The organism is Azospirillum argentinense, from assembly GCF_000632475.1.
In the GTDB taxonomy this organism is placed as follows: Bacteria; Pseudomonadota; Alphaproteobacteria; order Azospirillales; family Azospirillaceae; genus Azospirillum; species Azospirillum baldaniorum.
The window spans coordinates 325,423-342,932 of record NZ_CP007795.1 but is presented as its reverse complement, the minus strand read 5'-3'; the positions used below and the strand labels follow the sequence as shown (position 1 = coordinate 342,932).

The following is a 17,510-nucleotide window of genomic DNA, read 5'->3' as shown; positions in this document are numbered from 1 at the left end:
CGCCAGTTCCTTCCGATACGCTCCTGGCGAACGCGATGGCTCTGCACCGGACCGGCAACCTTGCCGGCGCCGAACCGCTGTACCGCACCCTCCTGGAACGGCATCCCGACCATCCCGATGCGCTGCATCTCCTCGGGGTGCTGCGGAGCCAGGCCGGCGATCCGGCGGAGGGAGCTTCCCTGATCGCCGGGGCCATCGCCCGCCGCGGCAACGTCGCCGCCTACCACGCCAACCTCGCGCTTGCACTGAAGGCGCTTGGGCGCTTCGACGAGGCGGAGGCGGCGCTGCGGAGCGCCATCGCCCTGGCTCCGGGAGTGGGGCCGCTCGTCGCGCTGGGGGGCGTGCGGCGGGCCGGCGGTCGCCATGCCGAGGCGCTGGCCGTCTATTGCGCCGCCCAGACCATCGATCCGGGTGACGGTGCCGCACAGGAGGGGATCGCCCATGCCGTCTCTGAACTCGCCAGGATGGACTCCGGCAAGCCGGCCTCGGCCCTGACGGCCTACCGCCGGGCCTTCCGGCTCCGCCCCGCCGCGCCCTTCGCGGCTTACAATCTCGCCCTGACGCTTCAGAAGGCCGGGGAAACCGGGGCCGCCATTCCGGTTTTCCAGGCGGCGGCGGCCCTCGACCCGGCCGAGCCGGCGGTGTTGTCCGGGCTCGGGCTGGCCCTGCTCTCGGTGAGGTGCGGCGACCGGGCCGCCGCGATTCGCGCGCCGGCAATCCTCGCTCGGGTGGTCCGGCTGCGCCCCCGCGACGCGCAAGACCGCTTCCATCTGGCCGAGGCCGCCCAGGCGGCGGGGGATGCCGACCGCGCCGCGACGGCCTACAAGGACACGGCGGCCCTGCGCCCGACGGACTACACGGCGTGGGAGAACGCCGCCCTTCTCGACGCGCGCGGCCACCGTCTGGCCGCCCTCGCCGCCCATGCCGGCGGGCTGATGGCCGCGGCGCGAGCGAAGCATCTGTTCTGGAAGGCGCCCGTCTACATCGCCATGCATGTGGCGAACGACCGGATCGCGGCGGGACGCCCGGACGCCGCCAAGCAGGCGCTCGACCACTTCCGTCAGGCCGCGGCGGACGAGAACCGGGACCTGCTGCCCTGGATCGATTTCCTGCGCGGCTCGCTGCTCCTGCGCATGCCGGGGGACGAGGCGGCGGGTGACGAAGCGGCAGAGAACAAGGCGGCAGGCCGGGCCGTGCTGAAGACGCTGGTCCCCGCCCTGCCCTTTCTGCGCCACGTCACCTTCGGCGACGATTTCGACGCCCTCTGCCGGTCGGTTTCGCCAGAGGAACGCGCGGACCACCGGGCCGGCTTCCAGTCGGAACCAGCTACCGAAGGTGCGGGACCGTTGCTGTTCGCCGCCTGTGACGACCGCTACCTGCGCCTGTTCGCGGCCCCTCTTCTGCTGACGGTGGACGCCTTCTGCGGCGAGGGGCAGCGGGTCCACCTCCACATCGCGGACCCCGACCCGGACATCGCGGAAGTCGTCGCCGGCCTGCGGGCGCCGCTGCGGCGCTGCCGCCTCACCGTCAGCACCGAGCGGACGCCGCCGGATCTCGATCCGGCAAGCCGGTGCACCCTCTACACCTGCCTGCGCCTGATGAGGGCGCCGGACGTGATGGACCTCCACGGGCATCCGCCGCTGGTCATGATCGACATCGACGCCCTGCTGCCGATCGACCCGCGACGCCTCGTCGACGCCATGGCGCCGGAAGAGGAGGCGATGCTCATCCATCGGCCGGACAGCCTGGACTATCTCTACAACACCATCAGCAACGGCCTGATCGTGCTGCGCCCGAGCGATGCCATGCTGGAGGTCCTGGAGCGCACGGCCACCGTCCTCCTGCATTGGCAGCGGCAGCGCAGCATGGCCTATTTCCTCGACCAGATGGCGCTGATCCAGGGGTTCGCGGATGTGGAGCGCCGGCGCGGCGCGGTCGGCATCCTGCCGATCGAGGAGCTGGGCCGCCGCCTTGGCGTGTCCAACGTCTTCCTGCCCTTTTTCGACGAGAAGCACCGCGCCGGTTTCACCGAACAGATGTCCGCGCTGACGGCCAGCATCCATGAGGAAACGCGGACCGCGGGCCGCTCCGAGGAGGAGCGTCGCGCCGCCTTGACCGACTTGGTGCGCCGGCTTCAGGCCGCGACGCCCACGCCGCGGTAGAAGGCCCCCTACTCCGCCACCGCCGCAACTCTCCGGTCCCCGCAGGTCTCCTCGCGCATGCGGACGGTGTCGCCCACCCGTTCAAGCACCAGCTTGCGGCGGTGATGCGCCTCCAGGCCGGGGTGGCTGCCGATGGTGATCAGGGTGGCGTCGGGGAACTCGCTGTCGACCAGACGCAGCATGGCCTCCTCGGTTCGCGGGTCCAGGCTGCCGGTGGCATCCTCCAGGAAGATCCAGTCGGGGCGGCGGATCAGCAGGCGGGCGAAGCCCAGCAACTGCTGCTCCGGCACCGCCAGAACCTCGTCCCAGCTGTCCGGCTCGTCCAGCCGCGTCCGCAGATGGCCGAGGCCGACCCGCTCCAGCGCCTCCGCCGCCGTGGCATCGCCCACCGTCTCCGCCCCCAGGGGGTAGCTGAGAGCGGCGCGCAGCGTGTCGTGCGGCAGGTAGGGGCGTTCGGCCATGAAGAACACGCGGGTGAGCGACGGCAGGACGATGCGTCCCCCGCCCCAGGGCCAGACCCGCGCCACCGCCCGGAACAGCCGCACCGCCGCCGCCGGATCGCCAACGATCAGCAGCCGCTCGCCGGGGCGGATCTCCAGGTCGAACGGCTCCACCACCCGGCGCCCATCCGGTTCGGCGATGGACAGCCCGTGGAAGCTCAGGCAATGCTCGCCGTCGCTGCGCTCCACCGCAATGCGCTCGGTCCCTTCCCCGTCGATCTCGCGGTCCAGACGCTGGAGCGCCTCGTGCAGGCCCAGCACGCGCTCCACCGACGCCTTCCATTCCGCCGCGCGGGCGAGGTTGTCGATCGGCCAGGACAGGGCGCCCACCGTCTGCTGGAAGGCCTGCGCCGTCTGCATCAGCACGCCGAGCGAGATGGCCCCGGCGATGTAACTGGGCGAGGCGACGAGGATCGGAAAGACGGCGGACAGCACCGAATAGGCGGCGCTGAAGACCATCATGTTGGAGAGCGCGTGCGTCTGGCCGTTCCAGCCGCGCTGCACCCCGCCGAACAGCACGCCCAGGCGTTGACGCTCCCCCGACTCCCCGTGAAGAAGCGCCACGTCCTGCGCGTTCTCGCGCACGCGGGCAAGCCCGAAGCGGAAGGAAGCCTCGTGCCCCTGCCGCCGGTTCACCGCCCTCACCAGCGGCTTTCCCATCAGCAGGGCGATGCTCGTGCCGACGGCCGCGTAGACCAGCGCGATGTAGAGCAGATAGCCCGGCACATGGACGGTGCTTCCGGCCAGCGTCACCTCCGGCGCGCCGGACAGCCGCCACAGGATGTTGGTGAAGCTGATCAGCAGCAGCGCGCAGTAGGACAGCGACAGGACGAGGTCGATCGCCGCCTCGGTCGCGATGCGGATGTCCTCGGCGATGCGGCCGTCCGGGTTGTCGTGGTCGCCGGACAGGTAGGTCACCTGATGCTGCCGCCCGCGCGTCAGCCAGTCGCCCAGCAGTTTCTGCGTCAGCCACGTGCGCCAGCCCAGCTGCAGGCAGCGCTTCACCCGCAGATGCAGGATGGTGTTGACGATGTTGAACAGGATGATGCCGCCCGCCGCCGCGATCATCAGCACGAAGCGGTCCATGGAGCGCTGCTCCAGCGCGTCGAACAGATGCTGGCTCCACAGGTTCAGCAGGATGGGAACCACCACCTGCCCGACCGTCAGGAGCCCCAGCGCCCCGGCGAGAAGCCACACCGTCCAGGTCCGCCCGCCCGAGCGGGAAGCCCCTGACCAGAAGCCACCGGCAAGATGAAGGAAACGGCGGGTGAAGCCGGACCGGTCCGGCGTCCTGGACGCGATCGACATGGCCCTTCCACCCCCTGGGCTTGAAGCAAGACCTCCTTTACCCTAACGAACAGTTTATTACCAACAGCTTGCCCCGCAGCGCACCAAAGGATTGGTGCGCCGCCACAAAGTCATAGCCGGTCACGGCGTGGCGGCGACCCCGTCCATCACCGGCAGGGCGGGCGGGTTGGCCCAGGCGGTGCGGGAATCGATCTCCACTTCGAAATCGGAAAAGATGGTGCGTCCGTACAGGCCATGGCCGCGGTCCGGAATGTCGGTGAAAAGATGGAGCACCATCGGACCCGACCAGGGCGCCGCCAGGGCCGCCAACAGGTCGAGCGGACGGCGCGGCTCCTCCAGCACCATCCAGCCGCTGGAGGCGAGGATGCCCTGCTCCCGTTCCGCCTCGTCCACCGTTAGCGACGACGGTGCCACCACCAGCTTGCAGGCGATGGCGGTGCGGCAGCGCGGGTCGTCGATCACCGCCCGTGCCCGCACCGCCACGGCGCCCGGAACCTCGTCCAGCGGGATGTGGGCCGCCGTGACGACGCCATGGAGCGGGTGGAGCAGGACGCGCCCACCACGCAGCAGGCCGAACCAGGGGAAGGTCGCCTCGAACTCGCGGCCCTTGCGCAGTTGCGCCAGCACCGGCTGGGTGAGCGGCCAGACCATATGCTCCGGCGCGGGATGCAGCGCCAGATGCGCCGCCGCGCCATACTCCAGCCCCGGCAGCCCGCCCCACAGCCGCAGTGCCAGCATGGCTGGCTGCCCGACGGCACGGGCCGGCGGCGCGACGGCGTATTCGTCGAGCAGACCGGCCTGGGCCAGCGACAGGCGCGGCGCCTCCGTCACCACCCCGATGGCGCTGATCCGCAGGTCGAGAAGCCGATCCATCCGGGTGGAGGCGGCGGACAGGCGCAGCGACAGCCAGCCGGACCGCAGATCACCAAAGGACAACCTCCATTCCGCAAGGGACTCGCCGGATTCCACCCCGGTCAGGGCAACGGCGAGCACCCCGCTTCCCTTCGGCGCTTGGTCGAGATGCAGGTCGAGCCCCGCCAGCCCCCGCGCGCCAGCCGGCAGGCGCTGGACGATTTCAGCCGCCCCCGCGGTGTTCCGGCCATGGCGCAGCGGCACCGGCAGCGCTCCCACCGGGCGCGGCGAGGCGAAGACCAGCCGCGGCGGGCTGAGGCGCAGGGCGTCCAGAAGTTCCACCGCCTCCGGTGGCAGGCGGGCGGAGCGGCCCCACTCCTCCCGCAAGGTGGACAGGGTCTGCTGAAGCCCGGCGTTGCGGCGGTGCAGCCCGTCGATTTCCCCGAAAGCCTGCGCCAACAGGCCACGCAGCAGCGTGGACGCATCGCCCGTCATCTGCGGTGGCGCACTGTCCGGCCCGCCGGCCTCCTCCCACCAGCCGAGCAGCCGCTCGGCGTCCCGCCGCGCCGCCTCGTCGCCCGACCACAGCGCCCGGACGGCGGCGGGCGGGATCGCCAGCGCGCGCAACGCCTCGCCCTCCTCCGGCTCGGTGTCCCCGGACAGCAGCAGATAGCCGCCGTCGTGACGGACCAGCCGCAGCAGGCGAAGGGGAACGGTGCCCGCTTCCAGGCCGGTGACGGCGCCGACGACGATGATCTTCGGCGTGCCGTCATAGAGGGAGGCGAACTGGGCCGCAGGGGCGGAGAGCTTCATGACGATGACACCCTTCTCAGGCGGCCGCGGAGGTTTCGGGAAGACACGAGGACAGAGACGCGCAGGCGGTCCAATCGGGATCGGTATCCGGCTCCGCCGCATCCTCCCAGCGCCGCAGCTTGTCCGGTGGGAATCCCAGCGCTTGGCAGAGGCGGAAGGTCCGGGCGTCGAGGGGCACGACGGTCTGGTAGGCGTGCTCGAAGGCGGCGCAGCCGTTGACCGCGTCAGCCAGGGACGGCGCGTCCGGGACGGTGGACGCCCCCAGCAGCGCCCAGCCCGTCACGCCGAGCGCGCGCAGCCGGCCCATCAGCGGATGCGCGCCGCCGTGCCGCACGGTCACGACCAGATCGAAGACGGCCAACGTGCCGACCGCCAGATCCTCCTCCACCGCATCCCAGGGACGCAGCGGCGTGCCCAGATAGGCGTCGCGACCGGTCAGCGGGCGTTCCGGCAGCACCAGCGGCGACGGGTGAGGGATGACCGACGCGAACGCCTCGACCAACGCTGCGGCCAGGGTCAGGTCCCCGCCTCCCAATGCCACCAGATGCGCGTCATAGCCCTTCCCGGACAGCCAACGGGCCATGCGCGCGGCGGTCTCCAGCGCCTCCGCGTCGGCGGGATCGGCCACCAGCGCGGCCAAACGCCGGCCTCCCACAGGGGGAAGCAGGGGCAGCACCGAGGGCAGCCGATGCACCGTCTGGTAGACATCCTCCGGCATGGCGACCCCGGCGCGGTAGCGGTCGATGGGCGCCGCCGCCCAGCCGCCGTTGGACGGCCGCGACCACGCCGCGGCCATCGCCTCGCGCAGCGTGGACAGGGCGGCATCGGCGCCGGCCGGCGGTTGCACCGCGCCGGGCAGCGCCAGGGTGAGGCTCAGCCGAGCCTCGGCGCAGGGCTTCCGGGGGTCCCGCTCCAGCAAAGGGGTGCCCGCCGGCTGGCGCCGAACGAGGTCGAGCAGGGCCGCGGTGGGCAGCATCGCCATCGCCGCCCCGCTGTCCGGCAAGGGAAACGGCGCGTCCGCCTGCAGTCCCACGGGCGCGCCGGACCAGGACAGCGCGCAACCACTCTCCGCCGCCCGCGCCGTCACCGCGGCGCGCACCAGGGTCGCCTGGGCCGCCGCTCGTTCCAGGACCCACAAGGCGCCGCGCACCAGTCGGTGGCGCTTCAGCAATTCGTAAAGGCCCGAGTCCATCACCGCCAGCAGACCGGGGCACTCCCCGTAGCCGGGCCGCTCCGGCGCACGCAAGACGCGGCGCACGAAATCGGCGAGCGGCACGTCCTCCTCGCCCAGCGCGGGGTCGGTGACGCAGCGGACGACGGCGCGGTCGGGCAGGTAAACGGCGTAGCGCCGGCCGACGGCGGCCTCCGCCCGCAGCACGGCCCGGACCACGAACAGCGCGGGGTGGCGCTTCTGGATGTGGGTCAGGATGGGGCGGTAATCGCGCTCGGATTCGGTCAGCATGCTCTCGCCGCGGCGGCGGTAGCCGAAGCCGGTGCCCGGCACATGAACGCCGTGGAAGCCGCGCTCCAGCCCTTGCAGCCAGAACTCCCAATCCTCGCTGCCCTGGCGCATCGCCTCGTCGAAGCGGGCGCCGCTGTCCAGCAGGCGGCGCGACGCCATGCTGCCCGCCTCGCTGACGTTACGGAACAGATGTTCCAGCGGCGAATAGGTACCGGACATGTCGCAGAACTCGAAGAAGCCGAACTTGTCGACGTCCGGATAGGCCCAGCCGACTTCCGGACCCGCCGCCCGCAGCGCGTCCAGCATGCGTTGCAGCAGATGGGGCCGAATGCGGTTATCGGAATCGAGGAAATAGACCGCCTCCAGCGCCGAGAAGGCGTCCAGCGCGAAGGCGATCCCGCTGTTGCGCGCCGCGCTCAGCCCGGCGTTGCGCTTGTGCAGGTGATAGAGCCGCCCCGGATGGGCCGCCGCGAACTCCCGGCACACCCGACCGGTCTCCGGGAAGGGGCAGCCGTCGTTGACCACGACCACGGCGTAGGCGAAGTCCGTGTCCTGGGCGAGCGCGGTGGACAACGCCTCGACCAGCAGGCCCGAATGCTTGTAGGTCGGCACGACGATGGCCGCGCGGACGTCTTCGGCGTCACCGGACCCTGAAGCTGAAGCGGTGTGAGTTCCAACGGAATGCATGGGCGAACGCAGTGGTGACACGACACCGTCGATAGCACCGCTTCCGCTTGACTCCGATGTGACAATTCGGGGACAGGAATGTTTGGGCCGGCAGCCACCCTATGATTGAACTCGGATGATATGAAAAAGACAACGCTGAGTACATCGCAGGCTACTTGTTCGCATTCCTTAAAGTCATCTGGGATGTCCCTTCCTCGGACAGATACTTCTGCGCAAAATCCTTGGATTGGCCCAAAAGCACCTTGTCAAAGGTCCCGGAGTGGAAACCCAGATCCTTTAATTTCTGCCCGGCCGCCTGTTCTTTCGACGTTGCGAAGAAACGCTCATCGCCCCCTTTCAGGGTGTAGGCTTTCATGGGCATGCCGATGCCAGCCAACTGGTCCCAGGAATCCTGCATGTCCTTCAGGTCTGCACTCAGCTTACTCAGCGCAGCCAAGCGGTCTTGAGGGCTCATTCCAGGCCGATCCATGGCGGCGCGCCGGCTTTCCAACTCCGACTCCATGCGATCCGAGATGGCCTTCATGCTCTGCTGGCGCGCCGCTCCGTCAGGGGTGCGCCCGGCCTCGGCGTCCTCCCTCGCGGACTGCCAGAACGCCTTCTTGCGCTCCGATTTCAATGCGGACGACAGCGCGTCGTTAAGTTCGTCCGCCGACAGCGCCCCGCTGGAAACGAGCTTGCCCAGCGACGTCCGATCATCCGCCGACAAGTTCTTGAACAGGTCGAGCGCGTCGCCCTTGAGCGCCGACGCCAGATCGCTGAGATCGACCTTGTCGGTCTTGGAGGAGGCCGGTCCGCTCCCGTCCGTGGCGCCGGCCTTCGCAGCGGCGGGTTTCGCCTGCACGGAGGCCGCGGCGGTGGCCTGGAACAAGGATGCCGAAACGTCGGAAATTCCCATGGCTTCCTCCGGTGATCCTGAACGCAGGGCGTGCGATACCGGACCATCTGCAGCCAATATTGTGAAGAATAAATTAATATGAAATTCTTACTTTTCTAATGATTAGCTCTCGAACCATCAATGATCCAAAATCTTCGTTCCCCGCAAGAGGAGCAGGCTGACGAAGCATCGCTCCGCACAGCCCGCTCTCCTGTTCCTCACGCGAGATCAAGCCGCCCGCTCTTTGCCACCTCGCTCAGGAAGCGGTAGCTGTCCTTGGGCGTGCGGACCAGCGTGTCATAGTCGACGCGAACGATGCCGAACCGCTTCGACAGGCCGAAGGCCCATTCGAAATTGTCCAGCAGGCTCCAGCACAGATAGCCTTTCACGTTGCAGCCATCGGCCAGGGCGCGGCCGACCGACGCCACATGGTCACGCAGGAAGGCCACGCGCTCCGCATCGTGCACCTGCCCGTCCGGCGTCACCACGTCGTCATAGGCCGCACCATTCTCCGCAACGAAGACGGCGGGATTGCCGTAGTCGCGCCTGAACTCCATCAGCAGGTCGTAGAGCCCGTCGGGCTGGACCGGCCAAGCCATGGCGGTCCAGCGGTCGCAATGGGCATCGCCCCACCACACGTCGAACGGATGGCCCGTCTCGTGCTTCATGGTCATGCGCGAGTAGTAGTTGATGCCCAGCAGATCGATGGGGAAACGGATCGCCTCCTCGTCGCCGGGCAGCACGAAGTCCTTCATCCGCTCGGCCATCAGTTCCGGGATCTTGCCGCGCATCACGCCGTCCAGGGCCACCCGGTTCCACACCGCGTCCCAGCGGGCCGCCGCCGCGACGTCCTCCGGCCGGTCACTCTCGGCCCGGCAGGGCTGGAGGTTGATGACGGTGCCGAACGTCAGGCCGGAATGCTCCGCCGACAGGGCGCGGAGCGCCGCCCCTTGCGCCAGATTCTGGTGGTGCAGCGCGCGAAGGATGCCCGTCTCGCCCAGCTTGTGGCCGGGCGCGTGCTCGCCCGTGCCGTAGCCGTGGGTGGCGACCACGTTCGGCTCGTTCAGCATCATCCAGTCCTTCACCCGGTCGGCCAGCCGGGCGGCGGCGACGCGGGCGTAGTCGGCGAAGGGGCCGACGATCTCTCGGCCCTGCCAGCCCCCGCGGTCTTCCAGTGGCTGCGGCAGGTCCCAATGGTACAGGCAGGCCATCGGTCGGATGCCGGCGGCCAACAGCCCGTCCACGAGCCGGTCGTAGAAGTCGAGCCCCGCCGCGTTCACCGCCCCCGTCCCGCTCGGCAGGATGCGCGGCCAGGCGATGGAGAAGCGGTAGGCGTTGAAGCCCGCGTCCTTCAGCAGGGCGATGTCCTCCGCCCAGCGGTGGTAATGGTCGCAGGCGACGGTGGCGCTGCTGCCGTCCTGGATGCGCCCGGCCTCGGTGAAGGTGTCCCACACGCAGGGACCGCGCCCACCCTCGTGAATTGCCCCCTCGATCTGATACGCCGCCGTGGACGCCCCCCACAGGAAGTCCTTGGGAAAAGTGAAGAGTGCCATGACGGGGCCTCCCTTGAAGTGATTATGCTGCGGGCGCACTGTTGCGAGCGCGAAGGGCATGTTGCGCAAGCGAAGAGATCACCACACTTATTCCGACCATCAGGTATAGTCTCTTCGTCTTAACAAGTGTATGCTTCACCCAAGGCGGCTGCCCTGAAAAATCAGCACAGCAGCATTCCCGCCGGCGGGAGGCGTCCCATGGTCATTACCACTCCCAAAACCACCAAGATCGTCTTTCTGGGCGCCGGCAGCGCGGCCTTCGGGCTGAGCATGTACCGCGACCTCTTCACCACGACGGAACTGGCGGGCAGCACCCTGACTCTGGTCGACACGAATCCGGCGGCGCTCGACCGCATGACGGCGCTCGCCCGCCTGCTGAACGCCAAGGGCGATGCCGGCCTGATCATCGAACAGACCACCGACCGCCGCGCCGCCCTGCAAGGCGCGGAATTCGTCGTCAATTCCGTCGCCATCGACCGCAACCGCTTGTGGAAGCTCGATTTCGAGGTGCCGAAGAAGCACGGCATCCGCCACACGCTGGGCGAGAACGGCGGACCCGGCGGCCTGTTCTTCACGCTGCGCACCCTGCCCCTGATCTTCGACTTCGCCCGCGACATCGAGGAGCTGTGCCCGGACGCCCAGTTCATCAACCTGTCGAATCCGGAAAGCCGCGTCGTTCTCGGCCTCGGCAAATACACCAAGATCAAGACGCTGGGGCTGTGCCACGGCATCTTCCTGGCGCGCTGGTTCATCTGCCAGATTCTCGGCATGGCCGAAAAGGACGTGGAGGTCTGGGGGGCCGGGCTGAACCACTTCCAATGGCTGATGCACATCCGCGACAAGGCGAGCGGACGCGACCTCTACCCGCTGCTGCGCGAGCGGGAGAAGACCCACGACCCGGCCTTCACACCGCTGACCCGCCGCCTGTTCACCAGCTTCGGCCTGTGGCCGACCTGCAGCGACGATCATATGGGCGAATACCTTCCCTACGGCTGGGAAGGCGGGGAGCATGGATTCGACTTTGCGGAGGACGAGCGCGGGCGCGGCATCCTCAACGCGCTGATGGACGGAACGATCGCCGGAACGACGCCGGTGCCCGACGACTGGACGCAGCCATCCTGGGGCGAGCGGGCGGTGCAGGTCATCGCCGGGGTTCTGCACAACCAGAAGCGCTTTATTGAATCGGGGATCGTCTACAATCAGGGCGCCATCCCCAACCTGCCGCCCGATCTGGCGGTGGAGGTGCCGCTGCTGGCCGACGCGGCGGGCGTTCACCCGGTCTCGCTCGGCCCCCTGCCCGACCCGATCGCCAAACTGCTGCACGTCCAGGCGAGCGTGCAGCAACTGTCCGTCGAAGCGGCGGTCCACGCCTCGAAGGACTTGGCGCTCCAGGCTCTGCTGATCGACCCGGTGGTGAATTCCACCGACGCCGCCGTGAAGATCCTGGACGAGCTGTGGGAGGCGAACCGGCCCTACATCCGTCCCTGTGTGTAGGAACGCGCAGGGCCGGTGCGGGTCAATGGGCCGGTTCGGTGTCCGACGCGGCCGGCTTGCGGCGGCCGCGCGGAGCGACCGGCTTTACCGCTTCCGCCTTCACGGCTTCCGCTTTCACGGCCTTGCCGCGGGGCGGCTTCGCCACCTTCGGGGCCGCCGGAACCGGAACCGCGACCGGGGTTTCGGCTGAGGACTCGTTTGCCGCGGCCGGCTCGGCCTTGGTCTTGCGGGCGCGCGGCTTCTTGGGCGCGACGGCCTCCTCGACCACATCGACCACGGCGTTCAGGCCGACGCCCAGCAGTTCGGTCGCCGCCGTCTTGGTCCGGCGGACCGCCTTCTTCACGACGCCCGCGGCGGCGTCCTTGACGGCCGCGACCATGGCGACCGGTTCCGCCGTGGCGACCGTCCGGTCCTCGGCTTCGATCTCGGCGCAGGCCTGCGCCCAATGCTCTTCCCCCCGTCCCTCCGGTCGTCCGGCGCGCTCCCAGATCTCATAGGCGCGGTGGCGGATGCGGTCCTCACGATCGCCTTGCATTCTTCCGTCTCCAAGTGGGCTTTGGTCCAAGTGGGCTTGGCCGCAGAAACATCGACGCTCGAGGAAAACGGCGTCCTGCGCCCGTGGGTTCCCGTTTTAGTGCCCGGTTTATGTGACGATAAACGTACACAAAGAAAGCGTGCCTTAGTTCATAGGAAATTCATAGGCCCATTGCTTGTCCGGCCTCGACACACAGCGGACGGTGATAGACCATGCGTTGGTCGCGCCCCACCCGCACCGGCGCCGGCCCGGCTTGCGGTCCGCATAGAACCCTTCGCCGGGTTGAAGCGGGCCGGCCGGCCCAATTAACTTTGGGTGAAACGTCTTGGCAGGGGGCCGTTTGCGGCCCAGAGCCGTCACGGAAGGCAACGAGTTCAGCGCATGTCCCTTGATCCCTTGCTTCAAGCCAACCGTATCCTGACCGAAGCCATCAGCAACTACCTCCAATCCTCGAACGAGCTTGCCGCAGCGGCGGAGCGGGCGACGGCGGCCAGCGCCGGACGCGACGCGACCACCCGGCGGCTGGCCTTCCAGGAATTGTCGGAGCGCGGGAATCAGGCGCGCTTCGCCAAGAAGCACCTGACCGACACGGTGCGCCGCCTGCGGTCCACCCTGCCCCCGGCCCAGATCGAGGCGGTTGCGGCGAAGCTCGACGGGCGCGAGAGCGCCGAGAGCGCGCTGACGCTGGTGCGCACGATCCTGACCGAGAAGGTCTGGTCGGCGGCCTGACAGCCCCGTCGCTTTTTGCCCTGCCCCTTTCGCCCTGCGGCGCTCCGGCCCGGGCGATTCCGCTTTACGACCGGTTGGACGGCCCCCGAATGCGGGAAGACCGTTCAACCGGTGTTGGTCGTTGGCCGCTATGCCCACCTAGATCCGGACGACTCATTTGACATCGTAGGGTGCAGGGGCCAGTGTCTGACTGCTAAAGATTATCACAAGCGCGGGATCGGCGCCGCCGTTCCGCAGATTGGATCGCAAGGGTGCAGGACGTCTCCAAGGCGATGATCGCCCGCCTGGTCGGCTTCGACACGGTTTCGCGCCGTTCCAACATGGCGCTGATCGACTGGGTTCGGGACCATCTCGCCGGATACGGCGTGGAAAGCCGGCTGGTGCCCAGCCCGGACGGCGCCAAGGCGAACCTGTTCGCGACCATCGGCCCGATGACCGAAGGCGGCGTGGTGCTGTCGGCCCACACCGACGTCGTCCCGGTGGACGGACAACCCTGGGACACCGATCCCTTCACCCTGGTCGAACGCGACGGGCGCCTCTATGGGCGCGGCACCGCCGACATGAAGAGCTTCCCCGCGGTGGCGCTGGCCCTGCTGCCGGACATTCTGGAGGCCGGGCTGAAACGGCCGCTGCATCTGGCGCTGTCGTACGACGAGGAGGTCGGCTGCATCGGCGCGCCGGCCATGATCGCCCGCATCGCCGATGAGTTGCCGCGCCCCAGCGCCGTCATCGTCGGCGAGCCGACCTCGATGGGGGTTGTTCTGGCCCACAAGGGCTGCTACGTGCTGCGCACCACGGTCACCGGGCACGAGGTCCATTCGTCCCAGATCGACCGCGGGGTCAGCGCCGTGATGACCGCGGCGCGGCTCGTCAATCTCGTGGGTGACATGGCGGCGGAGAACGCCGCCGCCGCGGAGCCCGCCTGCGGCTTCGACCCGCCCTTCACCACGCTGCAGGTCGGCACCATCGAAGGCGGCACGGCGGCCAACATCACCGCACGCCACTGTTCCTTCGTCTGGGACATCCGTCCGCTGCCCGGCGACGACTGGACGCGCTACCGCGACCGGTTCGAAGCGGAATGCGAGCGGCTGCGCGCCGTCATGCGGCGGATCAGCCTGGACTGCGACATCCGCACCGAGCAGCTTGCCGGCGTGCCGGGGCTGGCGCCGGAGCCGGACGGGCCGGCGGCCCAGCTCTGCCACGCCCTGACCGGACGCAACGACACCGGAATGGTCTCCTTCGCGGCGGAGGCCGGGCAGTTCCAGGAGGCCGGCTTGTCCACCGTGCTCTGCGGGCCGGGCTCCATCGATCAGGCGCACCAGCCCAACGAGTACATCGACGTCGCCCAGGTGACGGCCTGCGAAGGCTTCCTCCGGGATCTCGTCCGCCGGCTGGCGGCCTGACCTGCAAACGGGTGCGGCGGAGCGTCGCGCCGGACCACAATACAGACGGCCTCTTTATTCGGACCGCGATCAATGGAAGGAACCAATTGTTGGATCGTCGGCGCTTTGTTGCTGAATTGCCTAGAGCACTCCCAATTTGGCCTATGCCGTTGTCGGGGGAGACTTTGACGGCATTCCTGTCGCACTGTGCCCGGGGGCGCCGGTGCACCGGCGTGTCCATGAAAACGGGAGCGTCGGTGCATGGTTGATCTGAGCGACCTCGAGCGCGACGCGCTGACCGAGCTGGTGAACATGGGCGTCGGCCGTGCCGCGACCAACCTCAGCCGCATGGTCGCCGATCAGGTCCTGCTGTCGGTTCCCTCGATCGAGATCGTCAGCCGCAACGACGCCGCCGGCCTTCTGGCCGCGCGCGAGAAAATGAGCCTCGTCGCGGTCGAGCAGCGTTTCGACGGGTCCTTTTCCGGCCGCGCCCTGTTGATCTTCCCCGAGACCAACAGCCTGGAGCTGGCCCGCGCCGTCCTTGGCAGCGAGCTGAGCCTGGAGGAAATCGTCGATCTGGAGCAGGACGCGCTTGCGGAGATCGGCAACATCATCCTCAATGGTTGCCTGGTCGTGATGGCCAACACGTTGAAGGACAATCTGGACATCTCGCTGCCCAGCGTGTTGCGCGGTGACAGCGACCGCATCTTCCAAAGCAACGGGCCCAACCCCGACGAGCTGGTGATGTTCCTCTACATCGACTTCCTGATCCGCAGCCGGAGCATTCGCGGCTACATCGCGTTGCTCATGGGACTGTCGTCTCTGGAGTCGCTGAAGGGACTGATCCATGGATTCATCGACCGCATCGCCTCCGGAACGCCCGATGGAACCGACCGAGTTTAAACGCATGCCCTGGCTGGACGGCCTTCTCGACGCGATGGACGCCGGCATCGTCGTGCTGGACCGCCATGGCCGCGTGCAGTTCTGGAACCGCTGGATGGAAAGGGCGTCGGGCACCCCCGAGCCCGACATCCACGGGCGGGAACTGGTGGAGGCCCTGCCGTCCCTGCGCGACACGCGGCTGCACAACGCGGTGCGCGACGTGCTGGAAACCGGGGCGCCCAGTGTCCTGTCCCACACGCTGAACCCGGTGCTGTTCCCGCTGCGCTGCGCCGACGGGCGGCGGATGGTCCACAACGTGCTGATCCGTCCCTTCACCGTCGCCAACGCCTCCTACTGCCTGATCCAGGTGACCGACGTCACCGCCGTGGTCAACCGGGAGCGGGTCCTGCGCGAGCAGCGCGACGCGCGCTACCGCGCCATCGTGGACACCGCCCCCGACGCCATCGTCACCACCGACACGCGCGGCGTCGTGCAATGGGCCAACGGCGCCGCGGCCCTGCAGTTCGGCTTCCAGTCCAACGAGCTGATGGGCCAACATGTCAGCCTGTTCCTCGCCGAAGGCTCCCCCGACTGGTCCGGCCTGCTGGAACGCGACCCGGCCGGGCGGCCGGCTCCCGTGGAACTGATCGGGCGCAAGCGCGACGGCACCCGCATCGACCTGGAGGTTTCGCTGGCCCGCTGGGAGTCGGAGGGGCGGAGCTTCATCACCGGCGTCCTGCGCGACATCACCGAGCGCCGCCGCACCCGCGAGGAGCTGAAGGCCAACGCGCTCGCCATGCGCCAACTCGCCGAGCAGACCAAGGCCACGCTCGACGCGCTGCCGGCGCACATCGCCGTTCTCGACCATGGCGGGCACATCATCTCGGTCAACAAGGCCTGGTCGGAAAGCGGGCCGCAGGCCGGCTTCCTCGGCGACGGCTCGGCGATCGGCGACGACTATCTGGAGGCCTGCGCCGCCACCCGCAGCGGGGCGGAGCATGCCGACGCGCTGATCGAGGGGCTGCGCGGCCTGCTGCGCGGCGGGTCGCCGGTGTCCATCGAATATCCGGGCCTGTCCGACGCCGGTCCGCGCTGGTACCGCTGCCTCTCCGCGCCGATGGCCGCCGGCCCCTTCGGCGGTGCGGTGCTGATGCACATCGACGTCACCGAGATCAAGTCGATGGAAGCGGCGCTGCGCAAGCTGGTGGGCCAGAAGTCCACCCTGCTGCGCGAAGTGAACCACCGGGTGAAGAACAGCCTCCAGCTCGTGTCCAGCCTGCTCACGCTCCAGACCATGAGCCTGCCGGGCGCCGCCGAGCGGGTCCATTTCCAGGACGCCCGCAGCCGCATCGACGCCATCGCGCGGGTGCACAGCCGGCTCTACCAGACCGAACAGTTCCAGACCATCGAGTTCGGCAGTTACCTGAACGAGCTGTGCGCCGACCTGTCCCGCGCGTCGGGCGGCGACACGCTGGGCTCCATCGAGGTGCGGGCCGAGCGCGTCGACCTGCCCATCGATCAGGCGGCACCGCTGGGGCTGATCGCCAACGAACTGATCACCAACGCCATCAAGCACCGCGGGTCCACGCCCGCCAACGTCCTGGTGTCGCTCGACCGGGCCGGCGACTTGCTGGCTCTGACCGTGACCGATCAGGGACCCGGCCTTCCCGCCGGGTTCGACATGCGCCGGTCGCGCAGCCTCGGCATGCGCTTGATCACCAGCCTGACCGGCCAGGTCGGGGCGACGGTCGCGCTGATGCCGGTGGAACGGGGCACCTCCTTCCGCATCGCGCTGACCATGCCGGAAGTACGCGGCCCCATCCTGGAAGACAGCGCGGCGGAGTGGAACGGATGAAGATCCTACTCGTCGAGGACGAGGTCCTCATCGCCATGGAGCAGAGCTTCTATCTGGAATCCGCCGGGCACGAGGTGCACGGGCCGGCCTCCACCAGCGAAAAGGCGCTGATCCTGGCGCAGGAGGTCAAGCCGGACTTGGCCCTGGTGGACATCCATCTCGCCCAGGGCTCCAGCGGCATCGACGCGGCCCGCCGGATGACCGCGCTGGGCATCCCCTGCCTGTTCGTCACCTCCTACCGCGAGGAGGTGGAGCCGACGCGCGAATACGGGGTTGGCTGCCTGCCCAAGCCCTTCTCGCAGACCTCGCTGGTCTCCGCGGTCGAGGTGGTCAGCGCCATCCTGGCCGGGCGGACGCCCACCAAGGTCCCCGACACGATGGAGCTGTTCTCCTAAAGCGAACTTCCGTTCGCTTTAGACTCA

Annotated in this window: 13 protein-coding genes; 7 read left to right on the top strand and 6 right to left on the bottom strand. The window is 68.8% G+C overall.

The window, feature by feature from the left end:
* Window positions 1-35 precede the first annotated feature (35 nt).
* Window positions 36-2,162, top strand: a complete 2,127-nt coding sequence (locus ABAZ39_RS33375; protein WP_051658474.1) for a tetratricopeptide repeat protein — start codon at window positions 36-38, stop codon at window positions 2,160-2,162.
* Between the two features lie 8 nt (window positions 2,163-2,170).
* On the opposite strand, the gene ABAZ39_RS24030 is transcribed toward ABAZ39_RS33375, so the two are convergent.
* The 5 genes from ABAZ39_RS24030 to ABAZ39_RS24010 form a co-directional block, all read right to left on the bottom strand.
* Entirely contained in the window at window positions 2,171-3,970 is a 1,800-nt protein-coding gene (locus tag ABAZ39_RS24030; protein WP_040136398.1) for an ABC transporter ATP-binding protein/permease, read from the bottom strand.
* Window positions 3,971-4,090: 120 nt separating this feature from the next.
* Entirely contained in the window at window positions 4,091-5,635 is a 1,545-nt protein-coding gene (locus tag ABAZ39_RS24025) for a DUF6212 domain-containing protein (protein ID WP_040136396.1), read from the bottom strand.
* A gap of 16 nt (window positions 5,636-5,651) precedes the next feature.
* Complete coding sequence (locus ABAZ39_RS33370; RefSeq protein ID WP_051658473.1) at window positions 5,652-7,709, bottom strand: glycosyltransferase; 2,058 nt, start codon at window positions 7,707-7,709, stop codon at window positions 5,652-5,654.
* 226 nt (window positions 7,710-7,935) lie between these two features.
* Window positions 7,936-8,679 carry a hypothetical protein gene (locus ABAZ39_RS24015; RefSeq protein ID WP_040136395.1) on the bottom strand — a complete coding sequence of 248 codons (744 nt, stop codon included), beginning with the start codon at window positions 8,677-8,679 and terminating at the stop codon, window positions 7,936-7,938.
* A 197-nt stretch (window positions 8,680-8,876) separates the two neighbouring features.
* Window positions 8,877-10,211, bottom strand: a complete 1,335-nt coding sequence (locus tag ABAZ39_RS24010; RefSeq protein ID WP_040136393.1) for a GH1 family beta-glucosidase — start codon at window positions 10,209-10,211, stop codon at window positions 8,877-8,879.
* A gap of 198 nt (window positions 10,212-10,409) precedes the next feature.
* Here ABAZ39_RS24010 and ABAZ39_RS24005 point away from each other — a divergent pair, with 198 nt between their 5' ends.
* On the top strand, window positions 10,410-11,705 hold the full coding sequence (locus ABAZ39_RS24005; protein WP_040136391.1) for a family 4 glycosyl hydrolase: 1,296 nt from the start codon (window positions 10,410-10,412) through the stop codon (window positions 11,703-11,705).
* 22 nt (window positions 11,706-11,727) lie between these two features.
* Here the strand turns inward: ABAZ39_RS24005 and ABAZ39_RS24000 are convergent, their stop codons facing one another.
* The gene (locus ABAZ39_RS24000) at window positions 11,728-12,240 is read right to left on the bottom strand and encodes a DUF2934 domain-containing protein (RefSeq protein ID WP_040136389.1); all 513 of its coding nucleotides are present in this window, start codon (window positions 12,238-12,240) and stop codon (window positions 11,728-11,730) included.
* A 381-nt stretch (window positions 12,241-12,621) separates the two neighbouring features.
* Here ABAZ39_RS24000 and ABAZ39_RS23995 point away from each other — a divergent pair, with 381 nt between their 5' ends.
* The 5 genes from ABAZ39_RS23995 (at window position 12,622) to ABAZ39_RS23975 (ending at window position 17,483) form a co-directional block, all read left to right on the top strand.
* On the top strand, window positions 12,622-12,969 hold the full coding sequence (locus ABAZ39_RS23995) for a hypothetical protein (protein WP_014242552.1): 348 nt from the start codon (window positions 12,622-12,624) through the stop codon (window positions 12,967-12,969).
* Between the two features lie 251 nt (window positions 12,970-13,220).
* Window positions 13,221-14,372: an acetylornithine deacetylase gene (argE, locus tag ABAZ39_RS23990; protein ID WP_200475659.1), complete on the top strand. Its 1,152-nt coding sequence runs from the start codon at window positions 13,221-13,223 to the stop codon at window positions 14,370-14,372.
* Between the two features lie 240 nt (window positions 14,373-14,612).
* Window positions 14,613-15,254, top strand: coding sequence for a chemotaxis protein CheC (locus ABAZ39_RS23985; RefSeq protein WP_014242550.1), 642 nt, complete (start codon window positions 14,613-14,615; stop codon window positions 15,252-15,254).
* Window positions 15,235-17,088: a sensor histidine kinase gene (locus tag ABAZ39_RS23980; RefSeq protein WP_051658472.1), complete on the top strand. Its 1,854-nt coding sequence runs from the start codon at window positions 15,235-15,237 to the stop codon at window positions 17,086-17,088. Before ABAZ39_RS23985 ends, ABAZ39_RS23980 begins: the two co-directional genes overlap by 20 nt.
* A complete protein-coding gene (locus ABAZ39_RS23975) occupies window positions 17,085-17,483 on the top strand; it encodes a response regulator (RefSeq protein WP_040136384.1) in 399 nt (132 codons plus the stop codon). The genes ABAZ39_RS23980 and ABAZ39_RS23975 overlap by 4 nt, the downstream gene beginning before the upstream one ends.
* The last annotated feature ends 27 nt before the right edge of the window (window positions 17,484-17,510 follow it).